This is a genomic window from Flavobacterium sp. (assembly GCF_020217025.1).
Taxonomy (GTDB): Bacteria; Bacteroidota; Bacteroidia; order Flavobacteriales; family Flavobacteriaceae; genus Flavobacterium.
Window position 1 is genome coordinate 1 of the sequence record NZ_JAIWOF010000227.1, and the last position, 17,100, is coordinate 17,100.

Sequence of the window (17,100 nt, forward strand, 5' to 3'; positions counted from 1 at the left end):
GAAATGGCGCAGTTGTTTAATTTAAAGTTTTGGTTATATTTGTGAAGGCTTGGTGTTGGTTTTTCGCCACATTTTTAAGCCACAGAACGTTAGCAAACATTTAAAAAAAGAAAACTTTCAATGAATATTTTGAATAAACTATATCTAATATTCTTTACAAGAAAAATTATTTATTTTAACACTGAAAGTTTTTCGCTATGTTTTCCAATTAACTGGCGTAAATCAATTGGCCCAAAAAAATCATTTATTTTTTTTGAGGAAACAACTAATTATGGTTTTATAATTGAAGAATACTGTTCACAAAAAGTAACAGCAGATGCAATTCTTGATGTTTATGCTGAAAAGCATTCTGATTGTATCATAAAACCGATTGAAGAAATAATTAATGATAATGTGGTACTGAAGTGGATTTTTGATTATAAGAATGAAAAAGTTTTAGAATATAAAAGATTAATTATTGGAGATAAAGTTATCTTAGACATTACTTATTCTATTCAAAATAATTTATCGACTCAAAAAAACTCTGAAGCAATGGAAAAACTTGAAAGTATAATGAATTCAATAAAATTAAAATAAAAACGTTTGCTAACAGCGGTTTGCTTCAATGGCTACTTCCGGATTTTCCTACGGAAAATCCGCTACTGAATGGAATGTTTTATTATATTTGTAATGGCTTGGTGTTGGTTCAACGCCACTGAGAGCAAGCCGCAGAACGTTAGCGGTAATCTTACTTAAGACCAGTCAGAATATTAACTTTTTCATCGGAATCGAAAAGTTTATACATCTCGCATATTGAAGAATCAAAACTTTCAGAACTGAATTCACCTAATTTTTTAGCATTTTTTACCGCTGTTTCCTGATTATTCTTGATTTTTTTATACAAATCATTCTTAACAAAATACTTTTCACTCTTATCATAATCTTTTAAATGTTTCTTTAGTAACTGATTAGCTTCACTACAATCTTTAAAAGGTTTTGCAGTATATTCATAATGAAGCAATAACCAATATTCAAGACAAGGATTAGAAACAATTACTTTAACATTCTTTAATCTCGATAAATCTTTATAATATTTTAAAAATTCTTCCTTAGGATTTTTACCTTCTTTCTTTTTACTTCTCTCCTCTTCAAGAACTTTATCTAAATCAACAATCCAAATTACTAAATCATAGTCACTTGCTGATTTTTTCACTTCTTTATATAAATCAAAGAGCTTCTTTTTTCTTGGCAATTTTGGTAACAAATCAAGATTAATAGCATTTTCATTTCTTTTCATCATTTGAAAATACCATAATTCACATTCTCCATCAACAAAAATAGCTGCTTTCTTTTTCTTACTAATTTTCGCCATCTTCATCGTATTTAAAATCAAGAAAATAATCTCCTAATTCAGGTACACCTCCTAATTTACCAATACTATAAGCATTGTAAACATTACTACTATTTCTTATAGTTTTAGTGTCGAAATCTTCTAATGAATAAATTTCAGTATTACCTTCTTCTGTTTTATCAGCAAACCAAATACAATCATCTCTAAAAATATCTCTATTTTTTAATATTTCTCTGTTATGAGTAGTAGCGATTAATTGAGATTTGGATGAATTTACAAGATGCATTAAAATAAAATGGATATACAAATCGGGATGAAGAGAAGATTCTAACTCATCTATTGGCACAATACTATTTTGTCTTACAAGAATATCCAATACACCAGCTAAACCATAAAATCTTTGTGTTCCTTGAGATTGATTTTCAAAAGGTAAATTATAACTCTTATCTCCGAACTTATGGACAAATTCTAAATTAACAGCAGTAACTTTACCTTTTTCTCTAATAGAAGAAATTTTCTTTCTGTCCTCTTCATTCTTTGTACTAGTTTCCAAAAACTCAAGTAAACCTTCTGGTATATCTCTTTCCTTTTCTTCAATAATAATATCTTCAATGTTTAAATCTGCTTTTCTCAAAACTTCTAAAACATTTTCTTTACTAATATTACCACCATCATTTAAATTTCTAGTAACAAATCCATCTAAATCTGTTCTTGGTGAAATCATTGGTCTTAAAGCACTTTCAAACCAATCAAGAACTTCTCTTAACTCAACAATATCAATATTTGTTTTTAGAAAACCTCCAAAAACCGTGTTGTTAGATAATGTATTGCTGACAAGAGTATTAACATAATCTTTATTCAGTTTAACTTTACTTCCAAAAACAATTTCAGTAAGATTATTATTAACATTTGTAGTTCTTTTAAAAACAGTTGCTTTATTAGGATTAAAAACTAACAATGTTTCTTGGCTAATAACTTTCTTATTAAATTCAACCCTGTAAGAATATTTTTTTGATTTATGAACGAAATCTATTTCAATAGTTGAGTCTAAATTTTTACTTTCATTATCAAACAAAAATGGATTAAAATCAAATTTTTCATTTTTTTTCTCAAATGGATCTAATACAATATCACGCAAAAATTCTATTGCATTTAACATTGTGGTTTTTCCAGACGCATTAGCACCATATAAAAAAATTAATTTTAATAATCTTAATCCCTTTATGGGTTCAATTACATAATAGTTCTCTAAATCGTCATATTTTTTTGCTTCAAAAGAAATTGTTTGCTTTTCTCTTATCGGACCAAAATTGGTAACTGAAAAACTTATTATCATCTTTTTTTTTGGTTTTAATTTGCAATTAATACGCAAATTTAAGCATAAAAATTGAATTTTGGACTATTTTTTAAAATAAAAGACTACCGCTAACAGCCGTTTGCACCAATGGCGTGGCTCGGGATTTATTTGGAAAAGAATACCGCTAAATGAAATGTTATTTCTATATTTGTTATCGTCAGTGTCGAAAAACGCCACTGGCGCAAGCGACAGAACGTTGTGCGCTATTTTGTGAGCTATCTACTAACGAAAACATTTATTTCAAAAATATGAAAATAAAAGAGCTAAAAAATCTGGTTGATAATTATATCGACGATTATAACGAGTTTTCAATAAATAGAGAACTTTTCGACTTTGAGGACGGTCGAAAAAAGTATAATTCAACAATTAGAGACAACGTTCGTAAAAATAGTTTTGGAATCTATGTTTGGGTAAATCCAAAAAACGATGAAGTTATTTACATCGGTATGGCGGGAAAAATAAAATCGGACGGAACATCTTGCGATCATTCACTTGCGAAACGATTAACAGCAACACGAGGAAAAGATAAGGAAACAAAACTCGATATTCTTACAAATGATTACGTAAAAACAATTATGGATTTAAAGGAAATCGAGAAATTAGATTTTTATATTTTTTATACAAAAACAGATGAACCACCATCATATGTTGAATCTATTTTGCTTTATAATTACTTCAAACAACAAAAAAGATTACCAATTTTAAATAATTCTTTTTAATAAAACAGCGCACAACAGCGGTTTTGCATGATTGCTGTTTTTGTTGTAAAAGTTCGTTCAGTTTTTCATAACTTCGTTTCGTCCAGCCGAGAGTACGTAGTTCCAATTTCCGCAACCAGCGCAAAGCCACAGGACGTTGTGCGTAATGTTTGTGCAGATAAGAGATTGAAAGAACTAAACCAAAAATAATTTACCAAAAGAAAAATGAAAAAAATACTTATTAAAATCAGTTTATTAACATTATTATCATTAGTTATATCGTGTACAAAAAACGATGATAACAATTCAAATGTGGATTCAATAATTGGAAAATGGGAATACTCAACTCAATTTGAAAATGACATTCAATTTACACAAAATGATTGTCAACCATCAACTATTGAGTTTTCAAATAACGGAAGTAGAACCGACAAATATTATGATCAAAACCTAGCTAATGAATGTGTTTTAGTTGATGATGTAAATCTTACTTGGACAAAAATTAATGATAACACTTATCAATTCAATCAGAATGGAGATATTTATACCGAAAACGTCACATTTGAAAACGGAAATAATAAACTTATTTTAGAAAGTTCTGATGATGATGGAAATGGGAATGTTATAATTTATAAGTTTGTATATAATCGAATAAATTAACACTACGCACAACAGCGGTTTGCTTCAATGGCTACTTCCGGATTTTCCTGCGGAAAATCCGCTGCTGAATGGAATGTTTTGTTATATTTGTAATGGCTTGGTGTTGGTTCGACGCCACTGAGAGCAAGCCTCATAACGTTAGCAGTAATGGTAGGACGACCCAACCAACAATAAGATTCAACTCAAAAAAAACATTATTTACAAAAAATATGGCAATTAAACTCACAAACAGCATTGACAAGTTCGGCACAATAGGACTTTTCTTGACAGCAATATTTTCACCTTGCTGTTTTCCACTTTTTGCATTTGCAGCTTCTGCACTCGGACTTGGAAGTTTTGAGCTTTTTGGTGGGTGGACAATGTGGATTTTTCAAGCAATGGTTTTAATTTCTGTTGGCGGGCTTTACATTTCGTATCGCAGACACCGTTGTATGTATCCTTTAATAGTTGCCATTCCAAGCGGAATTTTGATTTTTTACGCTTATCATTTTAACGACAGCGAATACTGGACGTATTTTCTTTACGTTGGTATGTTCGGACTTCTAATAGCGACAATTTGGAATTATAAACGAAACAAAATGAACGGAAATTGCAACACTTGCACAACATATAATGGCAAGACAGTTGAAACACAATCAACATTGACCTGTCCAAACTGCGGACATAAGAAAACTGAAATTATGCCGACAGACGCTTGTCTATATTTCTATGAGTGCGAAAATTGTAAAACACGACTGAAACCATTGCAAGGCGACTGTTGTGTTTATTGTAGTTATGGGACGGTTAAATGTCCACCAATTCAAGCAGGTGAAAATTGCTGCTAATAATAAAGCCAATGCAAAAAACGACATTTAAAATATCAAAAATGGATTGCCCATCCGAAGAACAAATGATACGGATGAAACTTGCCGACTTGACAAACATCAACTCGTTAGACTTTGATATTGCAAACAGACAACTGACCGTTTTTCACACAGACAACCACGACAAAATTTTTCAGCGACTTGACAATTTAAAATTTGACACTTCACTTATTGACAGCGTTTCGGCAGACAATTATTCTGTTACAACCGACAACACCGACCGAGAAAGAAAATTGCTTTGGCAAGTTTTAGCTATCAACTTTTTCTTTTTTGCACTTGAACTTACGACAGGTTTCGTTTCAAACTCAATGGGACTTGTTGCCGACAGTTTAGATATGCTTGCCGACAGTATTGTTTACGGACTTGCACTTTTCGCTGTTGGTGGGACAATGACACGAAAAAAGAACATTGCAAAATCAGCAGGTTATTTTCAGTTGACACTTGCCATTTTTGGTTTCATTGAAGTAATCAGACGATTTATTGGAACTGAAACAGTTCCTACATTTCAGACAATCATAATTATTTCAATTCTTGCACTTATTGGCAACGGACTTTGTTTGTATTTACTGCAAAAAAGCAAAAGCAGAGAAGCACATATGCAAGCGAGTATGATTTTTACATCTAATGACGTAGTTGTAAATTTAGGTGTAATTGTCGCAGGCGGACTTGTTTACTTGACAAACTCAAAATATCCCGACCTTATCGTTGGGACAATAGTATTTTTCATCGTTGGACAAGGAGCATTTAAAATCTTGAAACTATCGAAATGACGGACGAAAATAGAACCACTACTGCTAACAGCGGTTTGGCAAAAGGCGGGGTTTCGTGCTTCGTAGAAACATTTGTGCAAGGTTCAACATTTGTGCTTCGTATGAACTTTAGTGCTAAAAATCCCACCCTTCGCCAAGCCGCAAAACGTTGTAGCACATTTTGAGAAAACTCTATGGAACTAACTTTTCAAGTAATATTTATTATAATAGCAATTTTAATTGTTTTGTCAATTTGGTTTCTCATAATCAAATATTTTCTTTATCCATTATTCTTTAAACCAGAACTAAACTTAATAGAAACATTTGATTTTTTTAAGAGTAAAAATCTGGTATTTATAGAAAAAAGAGAATTAAAAAAAGCGGAAATGAAAATAAATCCATTCAATTATAAGAGCGGTCTTTCGTTTAAAAAAATGTTTTCGGAACGATCTGAATATGTTGTTGTCGGATATTCAAAATCTAAAAGAGAATATTACTTTTTTTGGCTCGAGCTAAACCAATGGTATTCTTTTCATATGAAATTCTTTATTGAAATACTAACAGGAGAAAAAATCGAAAGAAGACGAAATTTAATATTTAAAGAAATAACAGAAAAAGAAGTGCTAACTGAATTAAAAAAAAAATATGAATCTCAAACCGTATTGATTACCGACAAATGTCCTGCTTGCCATAATAGAGTTTCAGACAAAATAACTGAATGTCCGAATTGTGGACTAAATTTAGTCGCTTAATAATAAAAAACGTGCTACAACAGCGGTTTGCTTCAATGGCTACTTCCGGATTTTCCTACGGAAAATCCGCTGCTGAATGGAATGTTTTATTATATTTGTAATGGCTTGGTGTTGGTGCAACGCCACTGAGAGCAAGCCGCAGAACGTTGTAAGCAAGCTTAAAAAACGAACTACGAATGAAATTTAAACTAACTTTTTTACTTCTAGTTGGAATTATAATTAACGGATTTGGACAAAATCTGAATATGGTAATTGAAGTAAACGAAAGGTTAGTCACATCCGAAATTTCAGGTGCTTATTTGAATTTTGAAAACATGGACGGAACTAAAAGCAGAAATTTAGTCGGATATCATCCTGGAGAATTGATTCTTCAACCAGAAGATTGGGAAAAAATAAACTCTGACCTGACAAAAAATATCACTCTGACTTTTGACTATAATACTTTCAAAAGAAATGGACATCAAATCGGGAATTTTGGAATTGAAATGAAAAAGCAAGATTTTGAAAGAAGATATTTGATTTTAAGAGTTTATGATTTTAGAGAAAGGAAATTTAAAAAAAGATATAGTTGCCTGACGGATAAAGATTTTATAGCGGAATTAAATTTTCCTCAAGGTGGAATATTAGTACGATGCAGATAAAAAAAGCCTGCTTACAACAGCGGTTTGCTTCAATGATTGCTTCCGGATTTTCCTACGAAAAAATCCACTGCTGAATGGAATGTTTTGTTATATTTGTGAAGGCTTGGTGTTGCATTTTTGCCAGATTTTTAAACTACGGAAAGTAAGCAACCATTATGAAACAAATTTTACTTATAATTCTATTACTTTATTCTTTCATCTCGAAATCTCAAAATATTTTTAAGTACGAAAAGGAAGTAAACAATATCGAAAATTATGATTCTCAAGAAATTGATTTTCAAAATCTGAAGGAAAATATAAAACTTTCAGGGACATTAATTAAACCAAAATCTGATTTTGATAAAATTGTTATAATCGTTCCAGGTAGTGGAAAAGACACCAGACATTCTCATTATATATTGTCTGAAGAACTTCTCAAAAATAATATTGCAGTATATCGATTTGATGAACGAGGTATAGGAAAATCAGAAGGAAATTATTCTGAATTAGCTACCGATTTATCAAAAGATTTAAACTATGCTTTTAAAAATTTACAAAAAACATATAATACCAAAAAAATAGGGATAATTGGACATAGTATCGGAGGAATTGCTACTCTAAAAATTATTGAAGAAAATAGTAATCCGAATTTTATCATTTTAATAGAAACACCTATTATAAAAAATGGTGCGTTTATTATTAATCAATTTAAAATGAACTACGAAAATAGTATTCCCGAAATTATGCGAGAAGGTAAGACTAAAAATGAAATAGTGACTTTCATGGAGGGATACTTAGCTGTTATAAAAAATAGTAATTCTAATTCTTTAAAAAAAGAAGTAAAAAAGTATATTCAGGATAAAGGATTCAATAAACGTTTTATTGCTTTGTTACATGATGCTTTTTTAATCGAAATGGCTTCAACTAATATTGAAGCGACTTTAAAAAACACTTCTATTAAAACATTGTTTGTTACAGGTACAAAAGATTTAATCATTAATCATAAAGATGAAATTAATTTAATTGAATCTTTTAAAAACCCTAATATTGAATATAAAATTTTTGAAAGTTTAAATCACTATTTAACGGATAGAAATGGAACTGTAGGTTCTTCATTATACCAAATGGACCAAGAACCACTTTCAGATATAAAAAACTGGATATTAAAACAATAACTGTTACTAACAATGGTTTTACGAAATTTTGGCTTTAGGATTTAATGGAAAGATCTTTTTGTATATTTGGCTTAGTAGGAATGGAATGGTTCGGAGCAATATAAATCCAAACTTCGCAAAGCCTTGATACGTTGGCGGTAAGTTTACCAAACCAACGTGCAGACAAACAGAACCGATTAACAAACGACAAATTTCACAAAACAAATTGGAGCAAAATATTCAACAAAAATTATACGGACTTGACCATTTACGTGCATTAGCAATTGTATTCGTTTTCCTTTTTCATTATTTTATTTTAAGCGGTGGACAACCTGAATGGTTACCTGACTTTGCAAAATTTGGTTGGACTGGTGTAGATTTATTTTTTGTTCTGAGCGGATTTTTAATTTCATCACAACTTTTTGTTCAAATCAAACAAGGACAAAATATCTCTTTTAAGCAATTCTTTCTTAAACGTTTTTTTAGAATTGTTCCTGCTTTTTTGATAACTATTGGACTATACTTTTGCTTTCCATTTTTCCGTGAAAAAGAAAATTTACCCCCTTTATGGAAGTTCCTAACTTTTACACAAAATCTTGGACTAAACTTGAAAGATTATGGAACATTTTCCCACGCTTGGTCGCTTTGTGTAGAAGAGCATTTTTATTTGTTTCTACCAATTCTTTTAATAATTTTCCAAAATTCAAAATTGTTTTTCAAATCTTATTGGCTTTTAATTTTCCTATTTTTATTCGGTTTTACCATTAGAATTTATAGTTTTAATTATTTATATCTAGCGAATATTGAAGAAGAAAATAGTTGGATGTACTGGTATCAATTTATTTACTATCCAACTTACAACCGTTTAGACGGACTTTTGGTTGGTGTTTCAATTGCAGGAATTTATCAGTTTTTACCAAATGTTTGGAGTCGAATATCTAAATATGGTAATCTATGTATCATTTTTAGTTTACTTGTTTTGACAGGTGCCTATTTTTTATGTGATAATCAAATGACTTTTAACGCTTCCGTTTTTGGCTTTCCACTCATCGCAATTGGCTACGGATTTATGGTTACTGGAGCAGTAAGTCCGACCAGTTTTTTATACAAATGGAATTCCAAAATAACAACATTTATTGCAACACTTTCGTACGCTACTTATTTGACACACAAAGGTGTAACACATATAACACATCAATTATTAGCCGACTTTAAAATTGACAACAATTTGATGCTTTTAATTTGTATAGTAACGTGTTTGAGTTTTGCCAATTTGCTACAGTTGACAGTTGAAAAACCATTTATGAAATTACGAAATAGAATAATTGAAAAGAAATAAAACCTATCGGTTTAGTAATATGGTAGCTGAAGTGGTTCTATGAAACTTTTGTGTTAAAAAACCTCCACATTACAAAGCGTGGAACCATTAAACCTAATTACCGTTTTTTTAAATACCCAATCACCGTTTCATTAAAAACAACCGGTTGTTCTACATTCACGACATGTCCGCAGTTTTGGATGATGAAAAGTTCGGCGGTTTTAACGTGATTAGCAACGACTTGCTTTACCGAAGGTAAAAACATATAATCTTCTTCGCCCATGACGTAAAGTGTAGGGATATTCAATTCTTTTTGACGGAACCAGCGTAATACTGGATTGATTTCAGCGGTAAGTTTGAACCATTTAATGAATTCTTTTTGGTACAATTTCTTAGCTTCGTTAATGAATAATAAACGGGATTGTTTGTGATTCTTTTTTGGCATAATCACAAAGGCAAAAAACTTGTACAACACCAAATAAGGCAATACATATTTAAACGTATTTCCCAATCGCATCAAAACTTGCGAACGGAAATTCATTTTTAAAATGGCACCACCTAAAATCATGCTTTTCACGCGTTCAGGATGCATTTCTGCTAATTGACGAATCACAATGGAACCTAAAGAAATTCCAACAAAATGCGAAGATTCAATCTTTAAAAAATCGATTACCTCAACAATGTCTTCCGCAATGGCTTTAAACGTATATTTTTGTTTGAGTGCCGATTTCAATTGTTCTTTTGAATTTCCATGACCACGCAAATCCAGCAACAACACATTAAAATGCTTCTGAAAATCACGAATTTGCTTGAACCAAATAGAAGAACTTCCTCCTGCTCCATGAACAAAAGTCACCCATTCGGTACTGGTTTCGTTTTTATAAATTGTGTAGGAAATCAAATGTTTCAATTTTTGTCAAATGTACTGTTTTTAAAACAACTACATTGTTGAACAAATTTTAAATTTTAGCATGCAGTAATTTGAAATAATCAAACGCTTTCAACAAGCGGCTTCCGTACCAAGAAAACATTTCGCCATCCACAAAAACGGTTTTCGCATGGTGCGTAAAACGTCCAATTTCAAACGCATGTTCGTCTTTAAACAGAAACGGTTCGGAAGACAAAAACACATAATCGGGATCACCTTCTAAACGGATTTTCTTCAACTCGATTTCAGGATAACGACCTTCTTTATTTGCATAAATATTCTCGAAATGATTTAATTTCAATAATTCGTTAATAAACGTATGATTTCCCGCTACCATATGAGGATTGGCCCAAATAAAATAAGCGGCTTTTTTAATCGGTTTATCTTTGATGAATTGCTGAAAATCTTGATGAGCAAAATTGATTTTATCTATCCATTTTTGCGCATTTGTTCGTTTATTGAAGAGTTGACCGAAATCTTGAATCATTTGTAGATTATCTTCAATCGTCATAATATCGGTAACCCAAACCGGACAAATTTGGGATAATTCTTCTACGATTTCTTTGGTATTTTCTTCTTTATTACAAATGACAATATCAGGCTGAAGTGCTTTTATTTTATCAAATTTGATAGTTTTCGTCCCACCAACAATCGTCTTCGTCGCTTTAAAATGAAACGGATGCACACAAAATTTAGTAATTCCAACAATGTTATCTTCCAAACCTAAATCATATAACAATTCGGTTTGTGAAGGTACTAACGAAACGATGCGCAAAGGTGTGGCTTCGAAAGTATGTTGGGTTCCTAATTGGTCTTGCATTGGTTCAATATTCAAAATTTACCCTAAAATGGATTGCATTTCTTGTTGCAACTTCAACGCTTCTTCCCTAGCCTTTGCTGCGAAATCCATTCCGTTTGAAGCGTAAATAATCCCTCTTGATGAATTGATTAACAAGCCAACATTAGCATTCATTCCGTATTTGCAAACCTCAACCAAACTTCCGCCTTGAGCGCCAACTCCTGGAACTAATAAGAAACTATCAGGAACAATTTTTCGGATTTCAGTGAAATACTCCGCTTTGGTTGCACCAACTACATACATCAAATTATGCGCGTTTTTCCAAGATTTTGAAGTTTCTAAAACTACTTTGTACAATTCTTTTCCTTCCACATTTTGCGTTTGGAAATCGAAAGCGCCTTCATTTGAAGTTAACGCCAACATAATCGTGTGCTTGTCTTCAAAAGCTAAGAAAGGCTCTACCGAATCTTTTCCCATGTAAGGTGCCACTGTTACCGAATCAAAATCTAAATCGTTGAAAAAAGCTCTGGCATACATAGACGAAGTATTGCCAATATCACCACGTTTAGCATCCGCAATAGTGAAGATTTCAGGATATTTCTCATTGATGTAATTAATGGTTTTTTCTAGCGATTGCCAACCTTTGATTCCGTAAGCTTCGTAAAAAGCAGTATTTGGTTTGTACGAAACACATAAATCGTGAGTCGCATCGATAATGGCTTTATTGAATTCGAAAATAGGATCTTCGGTTTGTAGTAAATGCTCGGGAATTTTATTCAAATCGACATCCAAACCAATGCAAAGAAATGATTTTTTAGTTCGGATTTGGGTAATTAGTTGTTCAGTAGTCATTGTGTTGTTGTTTAACCGCAAATTTGCGAAATATTTTTGATTTTGGATATAAAAAAAGCCTCAATAAATGAGGCTTATATTTTAGAAAACTTCGCTTTCTTTTAGTTTTTCGGTGTTGGCTACCAATTGTAATTCTTCAATCATTTTGTGAAGATTTCCATTCATGAAACCATCTAAATCGAAAATACTTAAACCAATTCTATGATCGGTAATTCTACCTTGTGCATAGTTATAGGTACGAATTTTAGCCGAACGGTCACCCGAACTTACCTGAGAATTACGTTTTTTCGCATCTTCTTCTTGTTTTTTGGCCAATTCCATTTCATACAAACGCGAACGTAAAACCGTTAACGCTTTGTCTTTGTTTTTATGTTGCGATTTCTCATCCTGACATTGTGCTACCAAACCTGTTGGAATGTGCGTCATGCGAACCGCTGATTTCGTTGTATTTACCGATTGCCCACCAGGACCAGACGAACAGAAAAAGTCGATACGAACGTCGTTCATGTCGATTTGTACGTCAAATTCTTCTGCTTCTGGCAACACCATTACTGTTGCTGCTGAAGTGTGCACACGACCTTGTGTTTCCGTTTGTGGCACACGTTGTACACGATGTACTCCTGCTTCATATTTTAAAGTTCCGTACACATCTTCTCCAGTTACTTCAAAGATTATCTCTTTAAAACCACCAGAAGTTCCTTCACTTACATCTACTACAGATGTTCTCCATCCTTTTGAATCACAATATTTAGTGTACATACGGTACAAATCTCCAGCAAAGATAGAAGCTTCATCTCCACCCGTACCTGCGCGGATTTCCACCATAACGTTTTTCGCATCTTCTGGGTCTTTTGGAATCAACATATATTTGATTTCGTCTTCTAACTGAGGTAAACGTTCTTTAGCTTCGTCCAATTGCATTTTAGCCATTTCTAACATTTCGGCATCCGAACCATCCGCAATAATCTCGTTAGCTTCTTTAATATTTCCGTCAAGATTAATGTATTCTTCACGTTTATCTACTAAAGCTTTAAGGTCTTTGTATTCTTTATTTAATTGTACATAACGCTTTTGATCGGCAATTACATCAGGCTGAATAATCAAATCTGATACTTCGTCAAAACGTTGTTTTACATATTGTAATCTATCTAACATAGCTGTTATTTATTTTGGAGTGCAAAGTTACAATTTTAGTTGAAAGTTTAAAAATTAAAATGTTTAAAAGTTTTAAAACTGAAAATCAACTTCTTAACTATTTTATTTAAAATAAATCTAAATAAACTTTGTGAATTCATTTTTGCTTATTATTTTTGCGGTGTTATTTTAATTAAATCTAAATAAGATGTATAAAAACATTTTCAAATCTATAGTACTACTGTCTTCTTTTCAGGCAGTGGCCCAACAAACTCCAAATGATGTTAGCGAAAACTATTTTACAGAAAACGATACTGTGAAAACGCTAAACGAAGTAGTCATTAACGGAAAAAACAATCCTTCTAAGTCTTCAGTTAACAGAGCTGGAATCAAAGAAAAAGATTTACCTCAAGCCATTCAGGTTATTGGAACAGAAATCATCCAACAACAACAATCCATTCGTTTGAGTGATGTGGTTAAAAATGCCAACGGTGTTTATGTAGGTTCGGCTCGTGGTGGCGCTCAAGAATCATTTTGGTCAAGAGGTTATGACATGACATCTAACAACATGTTTAAAAATGGTTTCCGCTTTAATGGCGGTTCTATTCCTGAAGTTTCTTCGTTAGAAAAAGTAGAAATCTTAAAAGGAAGTGCAGCACTTTTATATGGAAATGTGGCGCCTGGAGGAATTATGAACATGGTAACCAAATCGCCTAACTTCAGAACTGGTGGCGAATTCACCATGCAAGCTGGAAGTTATAGTTTCTACAAACCTTCGGCAGATGTATATGGTGCTTTTAACAATTCGATTGCGTATCGTTTTAATGGTTCATATGAAAACTCGGAGAGCTTTAGAGATTATGTTACCAGAGAACGTTATTATGTAAATCCTTCCCTACTTTTTAAAGTGAGTGACAAAACTGAAATTACACTACAAGCAGATTATTTAAGTGATGACTGGACACCAGATTTTGGAACTGGTTCTATTGGAAAAGAAATTGCAGATGTACCAAGAAACGCTTATTTAGGCGCAAAATGGTCAAATGGAAACACCAAACAAGCAACCGCTTCGATATTAGTAAACCATGAATTCAATAAAAATTGGAAACTGAATTTTAATTCTTCTTTCCAAGATTACGACAGAGAATCTATCGGAACAGAACGTATTCAACCAAATCCAGACGGTAGTGGCGATTGGAAACGTCCTTACGGGAGAAATAAAGCGGTAGAACAAATTTTTGCCAACCAAATTAGTTTACAAGGCAACTTTAAAACAGGTAAAATCAAACACCAATTATTTACGGGTATCGATACCGAAATTTCGTATGCCGATGCTTATACGTTTAGATTTTTTAATCCTAATGTGTTAGATGTGAATGGAAATCCGGTAACTGAAACAACTTACGATACGGTAAATATTTTTGATCCATCGTCTTATGCAGCTTCAAATGAAGGACCAATTTTACCTTCTGAAGTAACAAGAATCGTAAAAACTCAAACTACACGTTTTGGTGTTTATGCACAAGATTTAATTTCGTTTTCTGACAAATTTAAAGCGTTATTAGGTTTACGTTATTCGTACCAAGAAGCAAAACCAGAAACGTACAACATTGCGGCAAATACTGTTACAGAAGAAAAAATTCGTAACGATAGAGCTTTCTCGCCTAAAGTAGGATTGATTTATCAACCTACAAAGAGCATTACTTTATTCTCTAGTTATTCCAACTCGTTTACACCAAATACTGGAATAGATATTAATAACGAAGCTTTAAAACCATCAATCATTGATCAAATTGAAGCCGGAATTAAAAACGAATTCTGGAAAGGAAAATTAACTACAAACGTTACTTTATACCAAATTGTAAACAGCAATTTAGTTCAAACGGCAGAATTTGACGCAAACGGAAACATCAATACAAATCCAAATCTTAAAGCGTTAAGCGGAGAAACAACCAGTAAAGGAATTGAATTAGACTTAAACTACAAACCAATTGATGGTTTAAACATTATATCAGGATATAGTTATAACGACATGCGTTATACCAAAACCACTGGTGCCACAGGAAGTTTTATTGAAGGCGATCGTTTGGTAAGAACACCTCAACATACAGCTAACTTAAGTTTCTTTTATACGGTACAAACTGGAGTTCTTAAAAATGTATCGGTTGGAGCTATTGGAAACTACATTGGTGACAGACTTGGCGGTTGGAACAATCAAGTAAATCCTGCTTATCCAAACGGAATTTGGGATAGAGAAATTCCAGTTGATGGCTACACAACAATTGATGTATCGTTAGGTTACAATTGGAAACAATTTTCATTACTTTGCAAATTATCTAATATTACCAACGAGTTGAATTATACTTTACACGAAAATTACAGTGTAAACCCTATTGCCCCAAGACAAATTTTAACTTCGTTACGATACAAATTTTAAGAATTCAATTAAAACAAAACATGAAACAAAAATTAATTAGAGACATTCACCGCGATTTTGGTTACTTCTACGTAGGATTAATTATTTCGTTTGCCTTTTCAGGAATTTTAATGAACCACAGAGAACATTGGCATCCTGAAAAATACACCATCGAAACCAAAAACATCAAAGTACAATTGCCAGAAGAAAGCCAAATTACAGAAGAATTTGCTGAAAACTTAGGAAAACAATTGGGCATCGATGATAAAATGCGTCGCCACAACGTAAAGAAAGGTACGTTTAAAATTTCGTTTGAAAAGCACGATGTAGAAATCGACATGAAAACGGGTAAAGGTGAAATTGTTGCCTTCAACAAAACACCAATTATCAGCCAAACAATGAAGTTACACAAAACCACTTCGAATTGGTGGATTTACTACTCTGATATTTTTGGAATCTCCTTAATATTAATTGCCATCACGGGAACTTTAATGGTAACCCACGGCAAAAACACCTTTAAAAATAGAGGCTGGAAACTAGCCGTAGCCGGAATTATTTTTCCCATCTTAGTTTTAGTTATTTTGAGTTAATAAACGAAAAGGTTCACGAAAGTGAGCCTTTTTTGTTTTAGAAATTGTAAATATTTTATTATATTTGATTTCGTTAAAAAAATAAGCGAAATAAAAACTTGCCAAACTTTCGCCAATCTTGCCAATATGGTATGATACTAGTTCGAAAGTTTCGTATATAAACGAGTTACCAGTAATTTTACCCAAAAATCGTAAATGGACAATTTAATAATTTATAGTTTAGGTTTCTTAATATTACTTCCGATACTTATTGGATATTATTTTGACTACAAAAACGACCCTAAAGAATTCAAATTATCATTAAAATCTTTGTGGAATAAACGCTCTTCAAAAGCTTTACTATTTCTAATAATTTATTTCAGTTTTGTTAAAATTTATGAACATACTATCCCATTAAATAAAAACAAAGGAATTGAATTTAATTCGACAAGAGAGAAAATTGGTATTCCACTAATTGGAAAAAATTGGGAAATAAATGATTCAAGATATAGAACAATATGGTCAAACGTTGATTCAACTGATAGACATTTTAGAAAGACAATTGAATACGGAATATTGAATGCGAAAACTGAAACTGATTATTATCAAAACAAAAAACGAGAGGGAACATTTGCGTGGTCAGTTTATAATTATGGAAACAACTCTTTTGAATACTATTTAGAAAAACCTAACGAGAAATTAGTTTCTGTAAATGAAAAAGGGAACCTGAAATACGAAAACCCAACAATTGAAAAAAAAGTTAATAAAACTGAATTTGAAAAATACATAACAGAATAAAAAACTACTGGTAACAGCGGTTTGCTTCAATGGCTACTTCCGGATTTTCCTACGGAAAATCCGCTGCTGAATGGAATGTTTTGTTATATTTGTAATGGCTTGG

General features: G+C 32.2%; 19 protein-coding genes and 1 pseudogene. 14 read left to right on the plus strand and 6 right to left on the minus strand.

Translation table 11 applies throughout. The features are described from left to right. Positions 1-120: 120 nt before the first annotated feature. Complete coding sequence (locus tag LDL23_RS11975) at positions 121-576, plus strand: hypothetical protein (protein WP_291265909.1); 456 nt, start codon at positions 121-123, stop codon at positions 574-576. Positions 577-727: 151 nt separating this feature from the next. Here the strand turns inward: LDL23_RS11975 and LDL23_RS11980 are convergent, their stop codons facing one another. Continuing rightward, the gene (locus LDL23_RS11980) at positions 728-1,351 is read right to left on the minus strand and encodes an RloB family protein (protein ID WP_059015276.1); all 624 of its coding nucleotides are present in this window, start codon (positions 1,349-1,351) and stop codon (positions 728-730) included. After that, positions 1,338-2,666: an ATP/GTP-binding protein gene (locus LDL23_RS11985; RefSeq protein WP_291265910.1), complete on the minus strand. Its 1,329-nt coding sequence runs from the start codon at positions 2,664-2,666 to the stop codon at positions 1,338-1,340. The genes LDL23_RS11980 and LDL23_RS11985 overlap by 14 nt, the downstream gene beginning before the upstream one ends. 269 nt (positions 2,667-2,935) lie before the next feature. Here LDL23_RS11985 and LDL23_RS11990 point away from each other — a divergent pair, with 269 nt between their 5' ends. The 10 genes and pseudogenes from LDL23_RS11990 to LDL23_RS12035 all read left to right on the plus strand — a co-directional run bounded on the left by LDL23_RS11990 (position 2,936) and on the right by LDL23_RS12035 (position 9,522). Further along, positions 2,936-3,406, plus strand: a complete 471-nt coding sequence (locus LDL23_RS11990) for a hypothetical protein (RefSeq protein ID WP_291265911.1) — start codon at positions 2,936-2,938, stop codon at positions 3,404-3,406. Positions 3,407-3,610: 204 nt separating this feature from the next. Further along, positions 3,611-4,045, plus strand: a complete 435-nt coding sequence (locus tag LDL23_RS11995) for a hypothetical protein (protein ID WP_291265912.1) — start codon at positions 3,611-3,613, stop codon at positions 4,043-4,045. A gap of 209 nt (positions 4,046-4,254) precedes the next feature. Beyond that, a pseudogene (locus LDL23_RS12000) lies at positions 4,255-4,602 on the plus strand (MerC domain-containing protein); the annotation flags it as partial. 21 nt (positions 4,603-4,623) lie between these two features. Next, on the plus strand, positions 4,624-4,869 hold the full coding sequence (locus LDL23_RS12005; protein ID WP_291265924.1) for a GDCCVxC domain-containing (seleno)protein: 246 nt from the start codon (positions 4,624-4,626) through the stop codon (positions 4,867-4,869). A gap of 11 nt (positions 4,870-4,880) precedes the next feature. Further along, complete coding sequence (locus tag LDL23_RS12010; protein WP_291265913.1) at positions 4,881-5,678, plus strand: cation transporter; 798 nt, start codon at positions 4,881-4,883, stop codon at positions 5,676-5,678. Then, the gene (locus LDL23_RS12015) at positions 5,675-5,842 is read left to right on the plus strand and encodes a hypothetical protein (RefSeq protein WP_291265914.1); all 168 of its coding nucleotides are present in this window, start codon (positions 5,675-5,677) and stop codon (positions 5,840-5,842) included. Before LDL23_RS12010 ends, LDL23_RS12015 begins: the two co-directional genes overlap by 4 nt. Positions 5,843-5,851: 9 nt before the next feature. After that, positions 5,852-6,409 (plus strand): hypothetical protein, encoded by a 558-nt coding sequence (locus tag LDL23_RS12020; RefSeq protein WP_291265915.1) that lies wholly within the window; start codon positions 5,852-5,854, stop codon positions 6,407-6,409. A 176-nt stretch (positions 6,410-6,585) separates the two neighbouring features. Continuing rightward, positions 6,586-7,050 (plus strand): hypothetical protein, encoded by a 465-nt coding sequence (locus tag LDL23_RS12025; RefSeq protein ID WP_291265916.1) that lies wholly within the window; start codon positions 6,586-6,588, stop codon positions 7,048-7,050. Between the two features lie 155 nt (positions 7,051-7,205). Beyond that, positions 7,206-8,204: an alpha/beta fold hydrolase gene (locus LDL23_RS12030; RefSeq protein ID WP_291265917.1), complete on the plus strand. Its 999-nt coding sequence runs from the start codon at positions 7,206-7,208 to the stop codon at positions 8,202-8,204. 205 nt (positions 8,205-8,409) lie between these two features. Then, the gene (locus LDL23_RS12035) at positions 8,410-9,522 is read left to right on the plus strand and encodes an acyltransferase (RefSeq protein ID WP_291265918.1); all 1,113 of its coding nucleotides are present in this window, start codon (positions 8,410-8,412) and stop codon (positions 9,520-9,522) included. Between the two features lie 97 nt (positions 9,523-9,619). Here LDL23_RS12035 and LDL23_RS12040 read toward each other — a convergent pair whose 3' ends face one another. The 4 genes from LDL23_RS12040 to prfA form a co-directional block, all read right to left on the minus strand. After that, the gene (locus LDL23_RS12040) at positions 9,620-10,402 is read right to left on the minus strand and encodes an alpha/beta hydrolase (protein ID WP_291265919.1); all 783 of its coding nucleotides are present in this window, start codon (positions 10,400-10,402) and stop codon (positions 9,620-9,622) included. A 58-nt stretch (positions 10,403-10,460) separates the two neighbouring features. Beyond that, on the minus strand, positions 10,461-11,258 hold the full coding sequence (locus LDL23_RS12045) for an ABC transporter substrate-binding protein (RefSeq protein ID WP_291265925.1): 798 nt from the start codon (positions 11,256-11,258) through the stop codon (positions 10,461-10,463). Positions 11,259-11,267: 9 nt separating this feature from the next. Next, entirely contained in the window at positions 11,268-12,080 is an 813-nt protein-coding gene (gene pyrF / locus LDL23_RS12050) for an orotidine-5'-phosphate decarboxylase (protein ID WP_291265920.1), read from the minus strand. Between the two features lie 81 nt (positions 12,081-12,161). Then, on the minus strand, positions 12,162-13,235 hold the full coding sequence (prfA, locus tag LDL23_RS12055; protein WP_291265921.1) for a peptide chain release factor 1: 1,074 nt from the start codon (positions 13,233-13,235) through the stop codon (positions 12,162-12,164). 187 nt (positions 13,236-13,422) lie between these two features. Here prfA and LDL23_RS12060 point away from each other — a divergent pair, with 187 nt between their 5' ends. The 3 genes from LDL23_RS12060 (at position 13,423) to LDL23_RS12070 (ending at position 16,997) form a co-directional block, all read left to right on the plus strand. Next, on the plus strand, positions 13,423-15,651 hold the full coding sequence (locus LDL23_RS12060) for a TonB-dependent receptor (protein ID WP_291265922.1): 2,229 nt from the start codon (positions 13,423-13,425) through the stop codon (positions 15,649-15,651). Positions 15,652-15,671: 20 nt separating this feature from the next. Beyond that, entirely contained in the window at positions 15,672-16,220 is a 549-nt protein-coding gene (locus tag LDL23_RS12065) for a PepSY-associated TM helix domain-containing protein (RefSeq protein WP_026725106.1), read from the plus strand. A 195-nt stretch (positions 16,221-16,415) separates the two neighbouring features. After that, on the plus strand, positions 16,416-16,997 hold the full coding sequence (locus LDL23_RS12070) for a hypothetical protein (RefSeq protein WP_291265923.1): 582 nt from the start codon (positions 16,416-16,418) through the stop codon (positions 16,995-16,997). The last annotated feature ends 103 nt before the right edge of the window (positions 16,998-17,100 follow it).

Bases quoted from the DNA above. Each gene is read 5' to 3' on its own strand.
- LDL23_RS11975 (WP_291265909.1), top strand. From the start codon at position 121: ATGAATATTTTGAATAAACTATATCTAATATTCTTTACAAGAAAAATT.
- LDL23_RS11980 (WP_059015276.1), bottom strand. From the start codon at position 1,351: ATGGCGAAAATTAGTAAGAAAAAGAAAGCAGCTATTTTTGTTGATGGA.
- LDL23_RS11985 (WP_291265910.1), bottom strand. From the start codon at position 2,666: ATGATAATAAGTTTTTCAGTTACCAATTTTGGTCCGATAAGAGAAAAG.
- LDL23_RS11990 (WP_291265911.1), top strand. From the start codon at position 2,936: ATGAAAATAAAAGAGCTAAAAAATCTGGTTGATAATTATATCGACGAT.
- LDL23_RS11995 (WP_291265912.1), top strand. From the start codon at position 3,611: ATGAAAAAAATACTTATTAAAATCAGTTTATTAACATTATTATCATTA.
- LDL23_RS12005 (WP_291265924.1), top strand. From the start codon at position 4,624: ATGAACGGAAATTGCAACACTTGCACAACATATAATGGCAAGACAGTT.
- LDL23_RS12010 (WP_291265913.1), top strand. From the start codon at position 4,881: ATGCAAAAAACGACATTTAAAATATCAAAAATGGATTGCCCATCCGAA.
- LDL23_RS12015 (WP_291265914.1), top strand. From the start codon at position 5,675: ATGACGGACGAAAATAGAACCACTACTGCTAACAGCGGTTTGGCAAAA.
- LDL23_RS12020 (WP_291265915.1), top strand. From the start codon at position 5,852: ATGGAACTAACTTTTCAAGTAATATTTATTATAATAGCAATTTTAATT.
- LDL23_RS12025 (WP_291265916.1), top strand. From the start codon at position 6,586: ATGAAATTTAAACTAACTTTTTTACTTCTAGTTGGAATTATAATTAAC.
- LDL23_RS12030 (WP_291265917.1), top strand. From the start codon at position 7,206: ATGAAACAAATTTTACTTATAATTCTATTACTTTATTCTTTCATCTCG.
- pyrF (WP_291265920.1), bottom strand. From the start codon at position 12,080: ATGACTACTGAACAACTAATTACCCAAATCCGAACTAAAAAATCATTT.
- prfA (WP_291265921.1), bottom strand. From the start codon at position 13,235: ATGTTAGATAGATTACAATATGTAAAACAACGTTTTGACGAAGTATCA.
- LDL23_RS12060 (WP_291265922.1), top strand. From the start codon at position 13,423: ATGTATAAAAACATTTTCAAATCTATAGTACTACTGTCTTCTTTTCAG.
- LDL23_RS12065 (WP_026725106.1), top strand. From the start codon at position 15,672: ATGAAACAAAAATTAATTAGAGACATTCACCGCGATTTTGGTTACTTC.
- LDL23_RS12070 (WP_291265923.1), top strand. From the start codon at position 16,416: ATGGACAATTTAATAATTTATAGTTTAGGTTTCTTAATATTACTTCCG.